This is a genomic window from Pseudoalteromonas aquimarina, assembly GCF_049257255.1.
Taxonomy (GTDB): domain Bacteria; phylum Pseudomonadota; class Gammaproteobacteria; order Enterobacterales; family Alteromonadaceae; genus Pseudoalteromonas.
Genome location: NZ_JBMMUG010000004.1, coordinates 371,804 through 388,898 on the forward strand (window position 1 = coordinate 371,804; position 17,095 = coordinate 388,898).

General features: G+C 38.2%; 17 protein-coding genes. 9 read left to right on the plus strand and 8 right to left on the minus strand.

Features of this window, described 5'->3' with window-relative positions; genetic code table 11:
* Positions 1-18: 18 nt before the first annotated feature.
* The 3 genes from AAEU29_RS12375 to AAEU29_RS12385 form a co-directional block, all read right to left on the minus strand.
* The gene (locus AAEU29_RS12375) at positions 19-1,497 is read right to left on the minus strand and encodes a cytochrome-c peroxidase (RefSeq protein WP_421973633.1); all 1,479 of its coding nucleotides are present in this window, start codon (positions 1,495-1,497) and stop codon (positions 19-21) included.
* Between the two features lie 148 nt (positions 1,498-1,645).
* Positions 1,646-2,035, minus strand: a complete 390-nt coding sequence (locus AAEU29_RS12380; RefSeq protein WP_421973634.1) for a DUF4019 domain-containing protein — start codon at positions 2,033-2,035, stop codon at positions 1,646-1,648.
* 79 nt (positions 2,036-2,114) lie between these two features.
* Positions 2,115-2,933 carry an SDR family NAD(P)-dependent oxidoreductase gene (locus AAEU29_RS12385; RefSeq protein WP_421973635.1) on the minus strand — a complete coding sequence of 273 codons (819 nt, stop codon included), beginning with the start codon at positions 2,931-2,933 and terminating at the stop codon, positions 2,115-2,117.
* 59 nt (positions 2,934-2,992) lie between these two features.
* On the opposite strand from AAEU29_RS12385, the gene AAEU29_RS12390 reads away from it, so the two are divergent.
* Both AAEU29_RS12390 and AAEU29_RS12395 read left to right on the plus strand, forming a co-directional pair.
* The gene (locus tag AAEU29_RS12390; protein WP_421973636.1) at positions 2,993-5,656 is read left to right on the plus strand and encodes a DUF2339 domain-containing protein; all 2,664 of its coding nucleotides are present in this window, start codon (positions 2,993-2,995) and stop codon (positions 5,654-5,656) included.
* Positions 5,653-5,994, plus strand: coding sequence for a hypothetical protein (locus AAEU29_RS12395; RefSeq protein ID WP_421973637.1), 342 nt, complete (start codon positions 5,653-5,655; stop codon positions 5,992-5,994). Before AAEU29_RS12390 ends, AAEU29_RS12395 begins: the two co-directional genes overlap by 4 nt.
* Before the next feature lie 4 nt (positions 5,995-5,998).
* On the opposite strand, the gene AAEU29_RS12400 is transcribed toward AAEU29_RS12395, so the two are convergent.
* Complete coding sequence (locus tag AAEU29_RS12400; protein WP_421973638.1) at positions 5,999-6,274, minus strand: HU family DNA-binding protein; 276 nt, start codon at positions 6,272-6,274, stop codon at positions 5,999-6,001.
* Between the two features lie 174 nt (positions 6,275-6,448).
* Between AAEU29_RS12400 and AAEU29_RS12405 the strand changes: the two genes are divergently transcribed.
* The 7 genes from AAEU29_RS12405 to rsgA all read left to right on the plus strand — a co-directional run bounded on the left by AAEU29_RS12405 (position 6,449) and on the right by rsgA (position 12,372).
* On the plus strand, positions 6,449-6,622 hold the full coding sequence (locus AAEU29_RS12405) for a hypothetical protein (RefSeq protein WP_421973639.1): 174 nt from the start codon (positions 6,449-6,451) through the stop codon (positions 6,620-6,622).
* Between the two features lie 209 nt (positions 6,623-6,831).
* Positions 6,832-7,548 carry a YIP1 family protein gene (locus AAEU29_RS12410; protein WP_421973640.1) on the plus strand — a complete coding sequence of 239 codons (717 nt, stop codon included), beginning with the start codon at positions 6,832-6,834 and terminating at the stop codon, positions 7,546-7,548.
* Positions 7,549-7,575: 27 nt separating this feature from the next.
* Positions 7,576-8,757 carry an efflux RND transporter periplasmic adaptor subunit gene (locus AAEU29_RS12415; RefSeq protein WP_421973641.1) on the plus strand — a complete coding sequence of 394 codons (1,182 nt, stop codon included), beginning with the start codon at positions 7,576-7,578 and terminating at the stop codon, positions 8,755-8,757.
* Positions 8,738-9,439, plus strand: a complete 702-nt coding sequence (locus AAEU29_RS12420; RefSeq protein ID WP_421973642.1) for an ABC transporter ATP-binding protein — start codon at positions 8,738-8,740, stop codon at positions 9,437-9,439. The genes AAEU29_RS12415 and AAEU29_RS12420 overlap by 20 nt, the downstream gene beginning before the upstream one ends.
* On the plus strand, positions 9,432-10,670 hold the full coding sequence (locus tag AAEU29_RS12425; protein ID WP_421973643.1) for an ABC transporter permease: 1,239 nt from the start codon (positions 9,432-9,434) through the stop codon (positions 10,668-10,670). The genes AAEU29_RS12420 and AAEU29_RS12425 overlap by 8 nt, the downstream gene beginning before the upstream one ends.
* Before the next feature lie 24 nt (positions 10,671-10,694).
* Positions 10,695-11,162, plus strand: a complete 468-nt coding sequence (locus AAEU29_RS12430; RefSeq protein WP_421973644.1) for a CreA family protein — start codon at positions 10,695-10,697, stop codon at positions 11,160-11,162.
* 166 nt (positions 11,163-11,328) lie between these two features.
* Complete coding sequence (rsgA, locus tag AAEU29_RS12435) at positions 11,329-12,372, plus strand: ribosome small subunit-dependent GTPase A (protein WP_421973645.1); 1,044 nt, start codon at positions 11,329-11,331, stop codon at positions 12,370-12,372.
* Positions 12,373-12,394: 22 nt separating this feature from the next.
* Here rsgA and AAEU29_RS12440 read toward each other — a convergent pair whose 3' ends face one another.
* The 4 genes from AAEU29_RS12440 to lolB all read right to left on the minus strand — a co-directional run bounded on the left by AAEU29_RS12440 (position 12,395) and on the right by lolB (position 17,043).
* A complete protein-coding gene (locus AAEU29_RS12440; RefSeq protein ID WP_421973646.1) occupies positions 12,395-14,347 on the minus strand; it encodes a HAMP domain-containing methyl-accepting chemotaxis protein in 1,953 nt (650 codons plus the stop codon).
* Positions 14,348-14,624: 277 nt separating this feature from the next.
* Positions 14,625-15,572 carry a ribose-phosphate pyrophosphokinase gene (locus AAEU29_RS12445; protein WP_421973647.1) on the minus strand — a complete coding sequence of 316 codons (948 nt, stop codon included), beginning with the start codon at positions 15,570-15,572 and terminating at the stop codon, positions 14,625-14,627.
* A 47-nt stretch (positions 15,573-15,619) separates the two neighbouring features.
* Positions 15,620-16,474, minus strand: coding sequence for a 4-(cytidine 5'-diphospho)-2-C-methyl-D-erythritol kinase (gene ispE / locus AAEU29_RS12450; protein ID WP_421973648.1), 855 nt, complete (start codon positions 16,472-16,474; stop codon positions 15,620-15,622).
* Entirely contained in the window at positions 16,462-17,043 is a 582-nt protein-coding gene (lolB, locus tag AAEU29_RS12455) for a lipoprotein insertase outer membrane protein LolB (protein WP_421973798.1), read from the minus strand. The genes ispE and lolB overlap by 13 nt, the downstream gene beginning before the upstream one ends.
* Positions 17,044-17,095: the final 52 nt, after the last annotated feature.

A 17,095-nucleotide genomic window follows, 5' to 3' on the forward strand; every position in this document is an offset into this window, starting at 1 on the left:
ACGTCTTGGTGTTGCTGTTTAATTAAATTCAGCAACTAATTGGGTATTATCAACATCTTGCTCAGTTGTTGGGATCCACTTCATTAAGCATTGTTCATCTTTAACACAGGGGTCAGTTTGTGCTTTTAAGAAAGCAACAACGGCATCCACTTGTTGGTCTGTGTATTCAACAGTTTTAAGTTTAGCTGTACCCGCATTTTGTAACTGAGTTAAATGGTTTAGCGCTTTTTCTGTATTTGCTAACCAATTTTCAGTTTGTAACCCAGGTTGTAAAGTACTTGGATCGTAATTAGCAATCGAAACTGCTGGATTAAGATGATGTTTTACAACCTCTTCTAATGTTGCAAAAGCACCGCTGTGGCCGTATGGGAATGTTACTTCGATATTGGTTAAATGCGGCGTTCTAAACGCAAAACGATCGCTATCAGTTTTAGTTTCACGAAAGCGGCCAAAATCTTCATCACCATTAACACCATCGCCTTTGCCACGGCCAATTTGTGGCATGGCAATAACGTGGAATGATTCATCCGTCATAAAGTCACCTGAATGACAAGATGCACAATTAAACCCGCCATTTTCATACGACGTATAAAACAGTTTTGCACCAACTAATTGTTGTTCGGTTAGTGCATTATCATCACCTTCCACAAATTTGTGCCAAGGTGAGTTAATTAATACTTGCGAGCGCTGGAATTCACCAAGTGCAAACGCAATGTTGTCATAAGTAATTAATTCTTCTAAAGACGTTGTGTCGGCGCTGGTTTCAAAGCCAGTTATAAACGCGTCAAACCAGCCATTGCTTGAGAGTTCATTCGTTTTTCCTTGCAATCGAGTAGCAAGTTGATCTCGCAATTGTTGGTTTGTTAAGCCAACGGCAAACGAAAAGCCACGCATTTCTTCTTTAGAGGTTACAGGGAAGCGAGCCTGTGCAGCCGATAAGTTATTACCTGCAAAAGTGTCGAGTGTATTAAATGGGCTATCAGGCGTGCGAATATCTTGACCAACACCGTTGAGTGTTGTGTCATCTGACAAGCTTTCTACACGACCATCATGGAACATTTCTTTGTTATAAAACGCAATGTTAAAAGTTGATGGCGCATTACGCGGTACTGTTGGACCACCATCTGCGTGTTCTGCGGAGGGTAAATGTTCGCGGCCAGGGCCGAGAAGCTCAGGGTTAATAGCATCAACACCAATTGGAAGTGCTAAGTCATCACCACCGCCAAGAAATGGATGATGGCAACTTGCACATGCTGTATCCATATTGCCACTTAATGATTTGGCGTAAAACAATTGCATACCAAGTTGTGCGATAGGCTGGTCAATTTGCGGCAATTCAGCAACGTGTTGTGATAAGCCTTTTAATTGATAAGGTTCAATTAAAGTACGCACTTCACTGGCTAAATTGGTTTCAACATCAGGTTCTTTTACGTTGTTATCATCGTTACAACCAAGTAACGATGATAACACCACTAATCCTATAAATATCCTTTTCATTTGCGCCCCTATTTTTATTTTAAATTTAAGTTAAGAAGCGCAATATTAGTAGAAAGTAACAATATAGCAATAAAATCTGTTCTATATATTCACATTAGTTAGACTGCAAAAATATAAATCTATTAATGAATAAAATTAAACAATTGTTTTATTTTATAAAATAGCCAATTGTGTGCCACTTGCCGTCATAATAAATCATAGAAAGGGTTTCGTTACTCTGTGGTTTATTTTCGTACTGAGTATTGAATTGGAAAACTTTATAGCGACCTTCTGGCATACCAGGGAGCTGAGAATGTTCTTTTGCATCAATCAAGGAGCGGTTTACTAATTTTCCTAGGGGAAAACGTAATTGTTCTAAAGCTGCTTGCCATTGTTTCTCATTTAGAAGATTTTGAAATCTTTCACTGGTACCTTGCCATGATTTTGCATATTCGCCGTTATCTATTAATGCAAGCCACTCATTTGCATCCTGTTCTATTTCGAGCTGATTTGCCATCACGTTCATTGAAAATAACATAAAAAAAAGTAAGTATTTCATACTTAGGTTGATCCTTATATTTTTGTTTTTATTGGTTTATTATAATTTTTTTTGGGTTTTACTGACAGTGCGAGAGTTCCTATAATCGCTGTTTTTTATATTTTAATTTAGCTTTTGCGCCCATTTTGTATAACATGGGACGTAGTGCGCGTCTTAATTTTGGGAAAAGATAAGCCAAAGTGGTGAGTTTGCCACTAAACCAAGGCATTGCTATTTCTTCTTTGTCATTAATTGATAGTGCAACAATGGCATTGGCAACATCAAGTGCACTACTCATAGGCTGTGAATAGACGATATCTTCCACGTCGTCTATTTCGTCCATAATAAAACCGGTATTAATCGGACCCGGAGATACAACTGCCACTTTGACATTGTATTGTGTTAATTCATCGAACAATGAATAGGTAAATGCTCTTAACCCTGCTTTGGTTGCAGCATAAACTGCGGCGCCTTGCAGTGGTGCTCGACCCGCAAGAGAACCTACCATGACGATTGCACCATTATTTGATTTTTTAAGATAAGGTAAACACAAGCTGGTTAAGGTAAGTGGTGCTGTTAAATTGACCTGAACCATATTAGTCACTTGTAAGGGTGACAGACCTTGAAATTCCCCACGATGATGCAGACCTGCATTATTCACAAGGACATCTATTGAACCAAAGGTGTTAATTACGTCATCAACGAGCGTAGCAAGGTTATTAATATCACCAATATCACAAAGGAATATTTCGGCATGAGCATATTGGTTAATTTGTTCAGCAAGTTCTTTTAGTGGGCCTTCATTCCTTGCGACTAGCGCAACATTCGCTCCTAGTTTCGCAAATTGTTTCGCTGTCTCAGCGCCGACACCTTTAGAAGCACCTGTTATTAAAACCGTTTTATTTTTATAATTATTCATTTAAATAGCCATTCAAGGTACATTAAAGCAAGACTGTTGTTTAATTTATATGAAAATGTATGGAAACACTATTAGCACTTATTGGTTTGTTAATCACATTATTTATCTTAGGCGGTGTGACCGTAGCATGGATAAGCTTTGCCAAAATACGAAGTGCAGATGAAAAAATAAAGGAACTGACACTTGCAGTGCTTCATTTAAAGTCGCTGGTAAAAAAATTAAGTGATAATGTTGCTGAAAACCAATTGAGCCAATCTCCGCCCACTGAATTTGAAAATGTATCTCAATCGGCACAACAATCTTCGAAACCAATATTGCACGAAGGTTCACCAGAATATCAAGCAACAGAAACAGAGAATCTAAAAGCTGCCGCTACGAATAAGACGTCTATTAAGCAAGTTAATAAAACTAAAGTAAGCTTGGCTGAGCGCTTAGAAATGTTTCTAGCTAACAATGGCTTACTTTGGATTGGTGGGGCAATTCTCGCCCTTGGAGGTGTGTTTCTTGCGAAGTATTCAATAGAATCTGGGCTTATTTCAATTACTGTAAGGTTAATCATTGGTGGCGTTTTTGCCACTTCACTAGTTGTACTGGCAGAGTATCTCTATCGCAAACATCATGGAAGTGCAGAGTATATTACCACCTGTGCGGCGCTAGCGAGTGGCGGAGTGATCACTGGCTTTGCTTTAGTGCTCGTTACCTTTAGCTACTATCAGTTTATTTCACCTTTTATTGCGTTTGTAGGACTTGGTGTAATATCGCTTTTAGCCACAGCGTTAGCACTTCGGTTTGGTCCATTACTCGCGGTAATAGGTATTATTGGCGCTTATGCGGTACCTGCATTAGTGAGCACAGGCAGTAATAATGTGTTTGCTCTTCTATTGTATGTAAATTTTGTTTCACTGGCTGCTATTTGGGTGGTTCACAAGGTAGCTAAACAATGGCTATGGTGGCAAAGTTTTGTCGGCCATTTTTTATGGTTGAGTATAAGTGTTTTTATCGCGGATAAAGCCGATATTTGGATAATTTTAGCGACAATTTTCGTTGGCTTGTACTTGTATGTAGTTTCAAGTGTTTTGGGCTGGCGATTGACTCGTATTAATGTAGAAGCACTGCCAATAAAAATCTTATTAATGCCAAGAAAAGAACAGTTAGCAATTGTGCTAAGTGTTTTCCTACTTTCATTATTTTATATATTGCACGGCTTTAATAGCAGTTTAATTATGGTCACCATACTATTAACCTGTTTGTGTTTATACTTACCACTTAGGCACAGTGCATTTGATTCATGGCCATTTGTGTCATTACTTTTTAATTGTTTTGTCATTCTAAACTACCCGCCGCCAATTGAATTAACTGACTCAATGCTTATTTTTTCAGGCATGTTTTTATTTGCTCAGGTGACGGCGATAAGTTATTTCGTGTATGCAGTTGTTTTTCAAAAGGTACATAATGAGCGGCCAAGTTTTAGCTTGCTCTTAGCAACAGCACCCGTATTACTGTTTGCTCTTTCGTATATTGTTTCTCCGAAAGAAGTTGAAACAGCGTTGTATTCACTTTGGACGTTTTATTTGATGTCGATAGCCGCCTACGCATTATGGCAAACAACTAGGTCCAATCATGTTATGGCGAAAATTACTTTCTGGATTCTGGCAAATACTAATTTGGCTTTAGTCGCATCCATGTGGCTAAATGCGAGCACATTAACGTTAGCAATCTGTAGTCAGCTTGTACTTATCGCCTATGGTCAAAAACGCTTTAAAATAGAGCTGCCATTGTGGTTAAGCAAAATTGCACTAACACTTGTGATGACTCGAATTACGCTTTCGCCATGGACTGCAAAGTACAGTAATGAAACAATTGTTGGTGTGCATTGGAGTTTAATTGTTTTACCAATAATAACAGCCTTAGTGTACTTTGCTTATAGACTGCATACCAACCTAGCACTAAAAAAATGGTATGAAGGTGCTTTAGTTCATTTAGTTGCGTTGTTTGTAACAACTGAAACAAGTTACTTGTTAGTTGGACGATATCCAGATTTTAATAATCTTAATTTTGCTGAACTTGCTGTTTTATCGATGAACTGGCTAGTGCTTGCTGCTGTGTATAGTTGGCGATATAAATTAAATGAGCGAAAGCTTTACTTATATGCTGCGTCAGGACTTACAATAGCAAGTGCTTTGGCGCATGTGGTGATTAATACAGAATATAATCCGTTTTTAACGTCTATTTCAGTAGGGGAATACTTCTTTTTAAATTGGTTACTAGTAATTTGGGCGGCACCTGCAATAGTACTTGGCATTGTTTATCACTTTAATCTTCTGCCAGGCATCTTAGAAATTAGTAAACAAAAACTACTCTTACCTTTAATTACAGTCTTTGGTTTTTTATTTATAAACGGTGTGATCCGTGACTATTTTCAAGTAAATCAAATTTGGCTCAGGCTTGCGACCAGTCAGGCTGAAATTTACGCCTATTCAGTGGTATGGTTATTGATTGCTGCTGGCTTTATACTTTTAGGGCAACAGAGGAACAAAGCAGTACTTTATCAATCCGGATTTGCTATATTGCTGGTTGTAATATTAAAAGCATTTTTGTTTGATATGGCGCATTTTGATGGGCTTTATCGAGCGATTTCGTTTATTGGTTTAGGTTTATCGTTAGTTGCTTTAGGCTGGTTATTTACTCGTTATAAGCTGTCTAACAAAGAGGATGTTAAATGATCGTTCTGATCATCATTTGTTTTATTATGTGGCTTTTTATGATGTGGCTGACATATTCAAAAAAGTTAAACAGTGTTAACCACTTAATCACGAAATCTGAGGGTGTTTTGTATGTTCGAGATACGCCTATTGCAAGATTAATAAAAGGTTTGTCGGTATCGGTAGCAATAGATGAAATAAGGCAAATCGAAGCAACGAATACGCATGTGATTCTTCGTACTGCAAAAAGCTCGGTTGATCTTTTTATCAACCATCGTTTTATTAATAATGTACTTGATTATCTCAAAGAAGAATTGGATGAAATCGAGATAAAAGATTTGCGCCCAATTGGTAAGTAAAGCGCTATTTACTTAGCGCTTGCTTTAATTTACTACCTGCTTTAAAACTGACTTTATTTTGCCCTGCAATCGTTATTTGCTCACCTGTTTGTGGGTTTCGCCCTTGTTTTTCTGGGTGATAGCTCAATGAAAAGCTGCCAAAGCCTGGTAATTGCACTAAATCACCTTCAGATAAAGAACGAACAATACTATTCATTAGGCTTTCTACAATTAGTTTGGATTTGGCTTTTGTAATGTCATTTTGTTTTGCAATTTCATCTATTAATTGGGATTTATTCATAATAGCGCCCTTAAAAAGCGGCAAAGGCTAATCGTCTGTTGGCTAGGAGTCAAGTATTCTGCAGTTTGTAGCGCACTTTCTTAGCAAAAAAAGTTTGATAGTAAATGTGATCGCGTTTTTGTTCAATTGCGTAAATTACCAATGACAGAGTTAATTGCGTTGTTGGAGGAATGTATGGAATTATTAGTTTCTGTATTAGCCTATCAAAAAGCCCGTGATGAAGGCAGAAAAGATCCCGCTGAACGAGATTTTGAATGGGCAGAGCTAAACTTAAGTTACTTTGAAAGTCATAAATGTGAATTAGGTTTATGCGATAGCATTGAAAGCACAACTTCTCCATTGGATTAACTGATTTTTGAAAGGGAATTCAAACGTGTTTTTGTTTTTAATCCATTCAACATTACTTCTAAAGGTGTTTATTAAATAAACGAATATCCACACATCTTTATTTTTACTTACCGTTCGAAATCAATTTTAACCGTTTATCATTTTTAGTTTTTCAAAATGTTTCAGGTTGTTATGGTTTGTGAATCAAAACAACTAAAACGGGTAACACTATGAAATCAGAAAATGCTATCAGCGCAATTGGCGATACTTTTTTAGCGCCAACAAAAGCGTTTAACGGATTAAAAGAAGCAAAAGGCTGGTCATGGCTGGCAATCATATTAATTTTTATTTTTGGCGTTTCAGCGCAAGTAATTTATTTCAACTCAGTTGATCAAGCTTTCTTTGTTGAGCAACAAGTAGCACAAATGGAACAAAGTGGCGATTATAACCCAGCACAACTAGAACAAGCTGAGGCGATGACCGCACAGCAGTTCCCAATGATGTGGATTTTCTCTGCAATTGGTGTGTTGATTGGTGTACCAACCATTTTTTGTATCTTTGCGCTTTATTACTACTTGATTGGCAAACAAGATATGGATTGTCATATGAACTATGGCGATTGGTTTGGATTTACTGCATTCACCAGTTTACCAACTATTTTCGCTGCAATGGGTACTATTGCCTTGGTGTTAACAGCTTCAACCGGTGATATTCCGATGAGTGTCTTAACATTCGCTTCACTTAATCAATTAGTATTTGGCTTTGAAGCAAACCATGCGTTTGCAGGGCTATTAGAAAGTATCAATATTTTTTCAATTTGGTCGTTGGTACTAACTTATGTTGGCTTAAAATCTTGGACAAACTTTAGCAATAACAAAGCATTACTATTTGCATTACTACCAAGCCTGTTAATTTACGGTATTTGGGCAATCATTGCAGCACTTTAATGTGCTGCTTTTTTTCAGGGGTTGAAAATGAAAAAACTTGTAATTGTAGTGGTTGCTATCGCCGCATTTGTTGCACTGATTGTCAGTCAGCAAATCAAAGGAGACAGTAAAGTACCTGAAGTTAAAGTAACGATTGCAGAAAAAGGTAAAATAAAAGATTCCATCTTGGCATCAGGTACACTGGTGTTTAACACACAAGTACAACTTCGCTCAGAAGTTACAGGGCGAGTAGAGCGTGTATTTGTAGAAGAAGGGCAACGAGTTAAAAAAGGCGATATGCTAATGCAACTCGACACCGAAGCCTTTGAAGCTGAAGTTGACCGTTATAAAGCGTTAGTAAGACAAAGCGAAATTGATATTGAACGTGCACAAACACAACTCAAAAACTTTGAATCACAGTTAAAGCGTCAAAAAGAATTATATGATGTTGGTCTTTCGCAGCAAGAAGTTTATGACAATGTAAAAAATGCGAAAGAACTCGCTGAAATTGATGTGGAAGCGCGCAAAGAATCACTCAATCAAGCAAAAGCATCACTTTCTATTGCAGAAGATCGTTTAAGTAAAAGTGTTTTTAGAGCAACTATGAGTGGTTTGCTTGCCTCAGTAGATATTAAAGAAGGCGAAACGGTCATAGCCGGTACCACCAATATTGTCGGCTCTGATCTGATGTTACTTGCTGATCCAAGTAAAATACTTGCAGAGCTTAAAGTTGATGAAACGGATATCGCAAACATTAAGCTCCATCAAGAAGCTGAAATTTATGCAGCTGCCTACCCAAATAAACCGTTTATTGGCCGAGTCATTCATATTGGCACTTCAGCAAAACAGTTTGCAGGTTCGCAAGGTCGTTCATTTAAAGTAAAAGTACTATTGAATACTGATGAGCGTACACTTTATGCCGGTATGAGTTGCCGCGCTGAAATTGCTACTGCAATAGGCGAAGATGCAATTAAGTTACCTATTGAAGCCGTTCAAAATGAAAAAGACAAACATTATGTATGGTTGTTAAATGATGACAATACAGTGACAAAGAAATCTGTTGAATTAGGGGTTTCATCAGATATTGAACAAGCTATTGAAAATGGTGTAAGTGCCCAGCAGAAAGTTGTGATAGGGCCAGCTCGTGCAATTAGCAAACTAAAAGAAGGCGAAAAAGTTAAGATAAAAGCGGATGAAAAGGACAGCAAAGATGTCAGTGATCGCGCTTAATAACATTCGTAAAGAATATAATATGGGCGAGCAAACATTTCGAGCACTCGATGATGTGAGTTTAACCATAGATGAAAATGAATATTTGGCGATTATCGGTCCTTCTGGCTCAGGTAAATCAACGCTAATGAATATTATCGGTTGCTTAGATGTTGCCACCAGTGGTGAGTATGTATTACAGGGTAAACCTGTAAAAAAAATGACAGAAACGGAACTTGCTGGTCAACGGAATAAAAGTGTGGGGTTTATATTTCAAAGCTTTAACCTTATTCCCCGTGCAAGTGCATTAAGTAATGTAATGCAGCCGCTTATTTATCGCTTTATTTCAGCAAAAGAGAGACAAAAATTAGCGACAGAAGCCCTAGAAAAAGTGGGACTTGGCGACAAGCTCAATCATTTGCCATCACAATTATCAGGCGGCCAAAGGCAACGTGTAGCAATTGCAAGGGCGTTGGTAACTAAACCGGATATTTTATTAGGGGACGAACCAACCGGTAACTTGGACAGTAAAACAACTAATGAAATCATGGCGTTATTTGATGAATTACACCGTGAAGGGCACACAATTATTCTGGTTACTCACGAGCAAGAAATTGCTGAACATTGCCACCGAGTGATCCGTTTAGTCGATGGTAACGTGGTATCTGATACCCGAAATTGCGAGGAAAAAGCATATGTTTAAATCATTTCTCGCGATTATTGAGGGTACAAAAGCTGCTCTGCAAGCAATTCGTGCAAATGCCATGCGAAGCGCACTTACTTGTTTAGGCATCATTATTGGTGTTGCGGCAGTTATTACTGTGGTTGCTGTGATGCAAGGTTTTACTAAACAAATTAACGACCAACTTGCTGATATGGCACCCGATGTGACAACCATTAAACCTTATACAACGCCACAACAAGAAATGCTTGGTAAGCGCTCGTACCTAACAGTGAATGATTTTGAAACACTCAAAGGGAAAGTAGAGGGGTTTGATACGATAACAGCACAAATGATGGCATTTCGTTTTCAAGGAGCTGTGGAGTACAAAGGTGAAAGCCATAATACGCGAGTAGTGGGGACGGAGTCGAATTACCAAAAAGCCTATCGCATTTATCCTGAATCGGGTCGCTACATTCGCCCTCAAGATGATGAAAAACGCCGTCGCGTTGCGTTTATTGGGGAAAGTTTAATTGAAAAATTAAAGCTACCTAAAAACCCTGTTGGCGAATATATAAAACTTGGGGGAGAGTGGTTTCGAATTATTGGTGTTGCTGAAAAGCAAGGTAGCTTTTTAGGGTTTGACCAAGATGATTACATTAATATTCCGATTAGCACCATGCAATTGCTTGAAGGGAATCAGCGCAAACCTTATTTCCAAATTATGTTTCGCTTAAAAGCTGATGTTGATGAAGCCAAAACACTCGCGCAAATGAAACGAATCTTGCGACAAAATCATAAGCTAACAAAAGATGAACATGATGATTTTGAATTTGAAACGGCTGAAAAGGCGCGAGAAAATATTGATAAATTTACCGGAAGTGCAACAGCCATTACCGCAGGTATCGTAGGTATTAGCTTGATTGTCGGTGGTATTGGTGTGATGAATATTATGCTAGTTTCGGTAACGGAGCGCACGCGTATTATAGGTACATTGAAAGCATTAGGCGCAACACCAGGCTTTATAATGCTGCAGTTTTTGGTTGAAGCGGTGGTTTTAAGTCTCTTTGGTGGCATTATAGGGCTTGTGACAGGATATGGCGCTGCTGCTGCAATTTCCGCAATTGTACCCGGTATGCCAGATGCGTACATTCCGATGTGGGCAATTTTGTTGTCATTTGGATTCACTTCAGCAATCGGTGTTATCTTTGGATTGGTACCTGCAATTAAAGCTGCAAGACTCAACCCCATTGATGCGTTAAGATACGAATAACAAGTGGGCATTAAGGAGCTTAAAATGAAAAAATGGTTTTTCGCTTTACTGGTAAGTACATTTTTAGTTGGTTGTGACTCAAATGAAGTGGGTGATGTATCACTAGGTATGTTTACAACTAAAGATATTAAACTCAATCATTTTAAAGACCCAATTATCACTGGAGTGACATGTCATGTTGCTTCTATTGAAGCCAATTTGAGCCTATCCGACCCAAGTGATAGCTCAATTGCATGCAGACAAACAGGCCCAATTACCAAAGAGATGATTGCAAAAATAGATATGTCGGATTCAGGTGAAGTGATTTTTAAAAAATCTAAAAGTGTCTTATTCAAATCAATGAAAATAAGGCGCGTTTTAGATAAAGAAAACCAAACCTTGATGTATCTTGCTTATTCTACAAAAGAAACTTCTGGTAGTTTTAAACACAGTTTATCGACGGTGCCACTGTGGGGAACTAAAGCGTATAATTTCCAAAGCATAGAAAATTAACTTTAAATTCAGCTTTGCTTTGTTAATGTGTAATTTTGAATAAAAAACTAAATAGGAGATTTTGATGATTGTTTTAAACCCAACCGGGTGTAATGCATAAATAATTTCACCCGGTACCAATTACCGGGGTTAAAAGCCCCTTTTTTAAAATATTTAAGGGCATAAAATGATAAATATTAACAAGTTAAACCTTATTGGCTGGCAGCCATTCTTTCAACAACAATTAAATATGGAAGAGTGGTCAGATACCATACCAGTACGTGTAATTGAGCAGCATCGTAGTCAATTAGTTGTTGATAATACAGAGCAGCTACTAATGTTGCCAATAACAATGACAACATCAAAGTGTGTTGTGGGTGATTGGCTGTTACTTGATGAAGCGCATCAATTTACTAGGTTACTTGAGCGTAAAAGCTTATTTTCACGAAAATCAGTAGGCTCACAGCGTGAAGTGCAACACATTGCTGCGAATATAGACGTTGCATTTATTATGTGTTCGCTTAATGATGATTTTAATTTGAATCGGATTGAACGCTACCTAGCATTAGTGAATGAGGCTGAATGTGAAGCCGTAATTATTTTAACAAAAGCGGATTTAGTTGATGATTGCGAGCAAAAGCAAGCATTAGTACAAGGGTTAGATCCTCTATTAAACGTTGAAGTAATTAATTGTTGTGACGATAAAGTGAATGAACAACTTGCACCTTGGCTAAAACCGCAAACAAGTATTGTATTGCTTGGTTCATCAGGTGTTGGTAAGTCAACTTTAAGCAACACGCTTTTAGGTGGAAGTGTGCAAAATACGGGCGCAATCCGTGAACAAGATAGTAAAGGACGGCACACAACTACCAGTCGTCATTTACTTATGCTTGAAAGTGGTGCGGTCATTATTGACACTCCTGGCATGCGTGAATTGCAGTTAGCCGATGTAACTGATGGCATTGAGGCGACGTTTAAAGATATTGAAATGTTATCAAATAACTGTAAGTTTGCGGATTGTAGTCATACAGCCGAACATGCTTGTGCAGTGAGAGCAGCAATTGAATTGGGCGACTTAGCGGAACGTCGATTTTTGAACTATCAAAAATTACGTAAAGAAAACCAATTTAATACAGCTTCTTTACAAGAGCGGCGGGCACACGATAAGTCACTGAGTAAATATTACAAACGTACTCAGAGCCAAGCGGTTAAATTAAAACGATTAGATTAAAAGGGAGCAAATGCTCCCTTTTTTATACTTTAAACCGATTTACTAACTGCTCTAAATTTGACGCGATACCGACAAGGCCTCTAGCTGTTTCGGCTGCTTTTTCTGCGCCAGCAACAGTTTGCACTGCCATTTCATTAACTTGGCCAACACTGTCTGTAATTTGCTGCGTTACCACATTTTGCTCTTCAGAAGCTCCGGCTATTTGCATATTCATATCTCTGATGGTGCCAACAGAGCTTGAAATAGAATCAAGAGCCAAATTGGTTTCATCCGCTTTTTCTGTTGTGATACGAGCACTTTCTAAATTGGCATTCATTTGATCTACTGAGGTTTTAGCTTCGTTTTGTAACTTATGGATCATGGTTTGAATTTCTTCAGTACTTTGCTGCGTGCGACTGGCCAAACTTCTCACTTCATCAGCAACTACTGCAAATCCCCGTCCTTGCTCGCCTGCACGTGCAGCTTCAATAGCAGCATTGAGAGCAAGTAAATTTGTTTGATCTGCAATTGCTCTTATCACATCAAGAATTGACCCTACAGATTCAGTTTCGCTTTCTAAATTCTTTATTGAACTACTAACTAATTCAATATTACTGACGAGGTTATCAATAGCACTTCTTGTATTATCAACTACTTGTTTACCCGTATGGCTTTGCTGATCAGCATTTGTCGCTGCATCTGCAGCAAGTTGCGCGCTTTGAGTGATCTCAGCAACGGTAGATGCCATCTCATTCATTGACAGCACGGTTTGATTTAGCTGCTCCATTTGGTGTTCAGCACCTTGCATTGAACTTGCTGTATTCTCATCCAAAATAGTCGTTGCACGAGTAAGTTCTTTCGTGGCTGATTTCAGGTTATCAATAATATGTCTTAATGTTTCGACCATTTCGCCCATGGCTTTATAAATACCTGTCTCATCACCATTTTTAGAGAAGGATATAGTGAGGTCGCCATCGGCTATACGATTTGCAATATGTTCAATTTCAATTGGCTCGCCGCCAATTGGTTTACGTATTGTTACAGTAATAAACCAACTAAAGAATGCGCCTACAAGTACTACGATAACTGATACAATAATAATCGTAGTTATGGTGCTTTCGCTCTGAGATTGTACAAGTGGTCCTAATGTGTCTTGATCTTGTTTAACTGATAATTTGACTTGTTCAAGTTCAGAGGCAATTTCAGGGCCTACTTTGTTAAGTACACCTTGAATAATCAAATTACGTTCGGTTATGACTGCATTAACATTATCAATTCCAGCTACATATAATTTGATTAATGTAGTTGCTTCTTCTAATAGAGCACGCCTGTTTTTAGATTGTGTATTGTCATCGAGGTCTGCAAGGTTCTCGTTTAAAGCACTAAATTCTTGTTTTGCTCTTTGATAATCTTGTTGGGTATTGGTGACTAAAAATTTGGTGGTATAGAGCCTGCCTAGCAATAGTTGCTCTTGAACCAGTGCTGCAAAATAGGTGACATCAGTGTCCCCATCTTCATAAGCGGTTCTAATTATTTCACTGATGTTTTTTCGAATTTTAGCGCCATTTGCATCTAACTCTTTTGATACGATGTCATTGCGCTTATTAAAAAGTTCGACAACTTTATAAAAACCGTCTTCATAGGCAATTACTTTATCGTAAGAGCTGTGAATTAATCGTGAACGTTCTGGTTCAACAATCTCTTCTTTGGCTTGTTGCAACAGTTCGTTAAGTTGCTTTTCGCGCTCTTTAAATTGCGCAACGCTTTCAGGGTTTTGCTCTTTTAAAAATTTAAGTGCATTAAGCCTAATATGAAGCAAGTTAGACTGCACCATGGCTGCTAAGTTACTGTCTCTAGCAAGTTCACGATATTCTACAAAATTGGTATATCCTCTACTTAAACCAAAATAAGCGATTGAAGCAAGCAGAACCATTAAGCCAATCATGGCACCAAATGATATCGATAGTTGCTGAACAAGTCTTAACTTAGTAAACATGGAACCTATCCTTCTATAAAGAAGTTTTTAGGAAAAATTTAAGTTAAGTATAGATAGAAAAAATCAGAGTAATGCTAAAAATTCAGTAATGAAAACAGAATGATTTTACTTAGGGGATTTTAAAGTGGTAAAAAATTGAATGCTTTATAGGAAATAATAGTGCTTTGAAATAGTAAGAAAAAGAAATAGCCAGAAAATTGAACTAGCAATAATTTTATTAAAAAATAAAAACGCAGGACTCGCCTGCGTTTTAAAAAGTGTGATTTTGAGCTAGAGATTAATGCTCAAAAAGTGCTGAAATTGATTCTTCGTTGCTTACGCGACGAATTGTTTCAGCAAGCATATCAGCAAGAGTAAGCACTTTAATCTTATCGATTGCTTTAAGCTCATCTGTCAGTGGTACTGAATCAGTTACAATTACTTCATCAATTACTGAGTTTTTAATGTTTTCAGCAGCTGCGCCTGATAATACTGGGTGTGTAGCGTATGCAAATACACGGCGTGCACCATGCTCTTTTAAAGCTTCAGCGGCTTTACATAATGTGCCACCAGTATCAATCATATCGTCAACGATAATACAGTCACGACCTTCAACATCACCAATAATGTGCATTACTTGCGAAACGTTAGCGCGTGGGCGACGCTTATCGATAATCGCAAGATCCGTGTCGTCTAGTAATTTTGCAATTGCACGTGCACGAACTACACCGCCGATATCTGGAGATACAACGACTACATCTTCGAAGTTCTTAGCTTTCATATCTTCAAGTAGAATTGGGCTACCGAAAACATTATCAACAGGTACATCGAAGAAACCTTGAATTTGCTCAGCGTGTAAATCAACCGTAAGAACACGGTCTACACCTACACTTGAAAGGAAATCTGCAACTACTTTCGCGGTGATTGGTACACGAGCACTACGCACGCGACGATCTTGGCGAGAATAACCGAAATATGGGATAACCGCAGTAATACGACCAGCTGATGCACGACGAAGTGCGTCAACCATTACGATTAATTCCATTAAGTTGTCATTAGTAGGCGCACAAGTAGATTGTACGATGAAAACGTCAGAACCACGTACGTTTTCGTTAATTTGAACGCTAATTTCACCGTCACTAAAACGACCAACTTCAGCGTCACCAAGATCAATGTATAAGCGTTTTGCAACTTTTTGAGCTAACTCAGGCGTTGCGTTACCAGCGAAGAGCTTCATGTCTGGCACGGTAGGTTTCCTCAGGCACTTTTTTGGGTAACGTTAGTTACCAATAATTAATTTAGTTTAGTACGTAGCTCCGAATGTGCTGGAGATATGTTCGTACTTCTTGCTACAAAGCCTTGCCAAGTGTCAGGGAGCATATTTAACGCTGCTTGGGCTGCGTGTTGTGTTTCAAAACTGACAAAACAACATGCGCCGGTACCTGTCATTCTCGACGGGGCGTATTTTAACAACCAGTTAAGGGTCTTTTCAACCTCAGGATAGCGCTTTTTCACTAACTCTTCGCAGTCATTGCGATGATTAACGCTTTGCCAATGGCTTGATAATTTAGGTGTATTACGTGGTAAGTCAGGATCGTTGAAGATTAATCCTGTACTAATATGCACATTTGGGTGAACTACTAAGTACCATTTTTCGGGTAATTCAACAGCTTCAAGCTGCTCACCAATACCATGCGCAATCGCAGCGCGACCATTAATAAATACGGGAACGTCAGCACCAAGATGTACACCAATATTAGCGAGCTCTTGCAATGATAAATTTAATTGCCAAAGTGAGTTTAGTGCAAGCAAGGTAGTTGCTGCATCGGAAGAGCCACCGCCAACACCGCCACCACTTGGTAAACGTTTATCAAAAGAAATTTCAGCGCCTAATTTACAACCAGTCGCTTCTTTTAATGCAACTGCTGCTTTGTAAATTAAATTATCACTATCATTTAGCCCTGAAATTTGTGTAGTTAATACAATTTTGTCGCTCGTGTTAGTTTTAAAATGAAGGGTGTCACCATAGTCTAAAAACACAAACAGTGTCTCTAGTTCATGATAACCATTTTCTAAACGGCCATTTATATGAAGAAATAAATTGAGTTTTGCTGGAGCAATTAAAGAAAGTTCGTTTAAATCTGCCATGAATATACTTTTAATTTAAGTTTTACACTGCTGTGGGTTAGCGAAATTGAATAAGGCAGCCAATAACCACCGTGCTTTTTATAATCATTGTACGAAATTTGCCACTGCTCGCCCTTAGAATCAGTTAACGTAGCTTGGTTAACTCGATTTAGCTCATCGGAAAGGTACTGTGTGGTGTTTGGTAATCCCTTTAACCAATTAGGATCATCTAAAAAAGGCAAGTTCATACCTGTTAACCAATAAACTAATTGTTGCGCATTTTTTCCGGTATGCGTTTCGCCATCAAGTTCAAGAGTCGCTTGTTTTGCCGTTTTTTCGAGTGCTAAAACAGATGTACCGACAAAACTGGTGAGATTTAAATTATCTTTTTGTGGGGTAGTGGACCAAAATAAATTCGCACTTTGTCGTTTGTTTGGTTGAATAATCGCCAGTTTTCCTTGGGCTTGCCAAGTATCCTGTTGAAGTAATTGTCTTTGCCAATTTTCTTTTACTGTCGCATTATCGAAGTATTGACTTGCACAGCCACTCAAAAAGACCAAAAATATGACAAATATCATGCGTAATTGCATCAAATCTTAAATCCTTACTTTTTTTATTGACTTGATTTACGTAAAATTAATC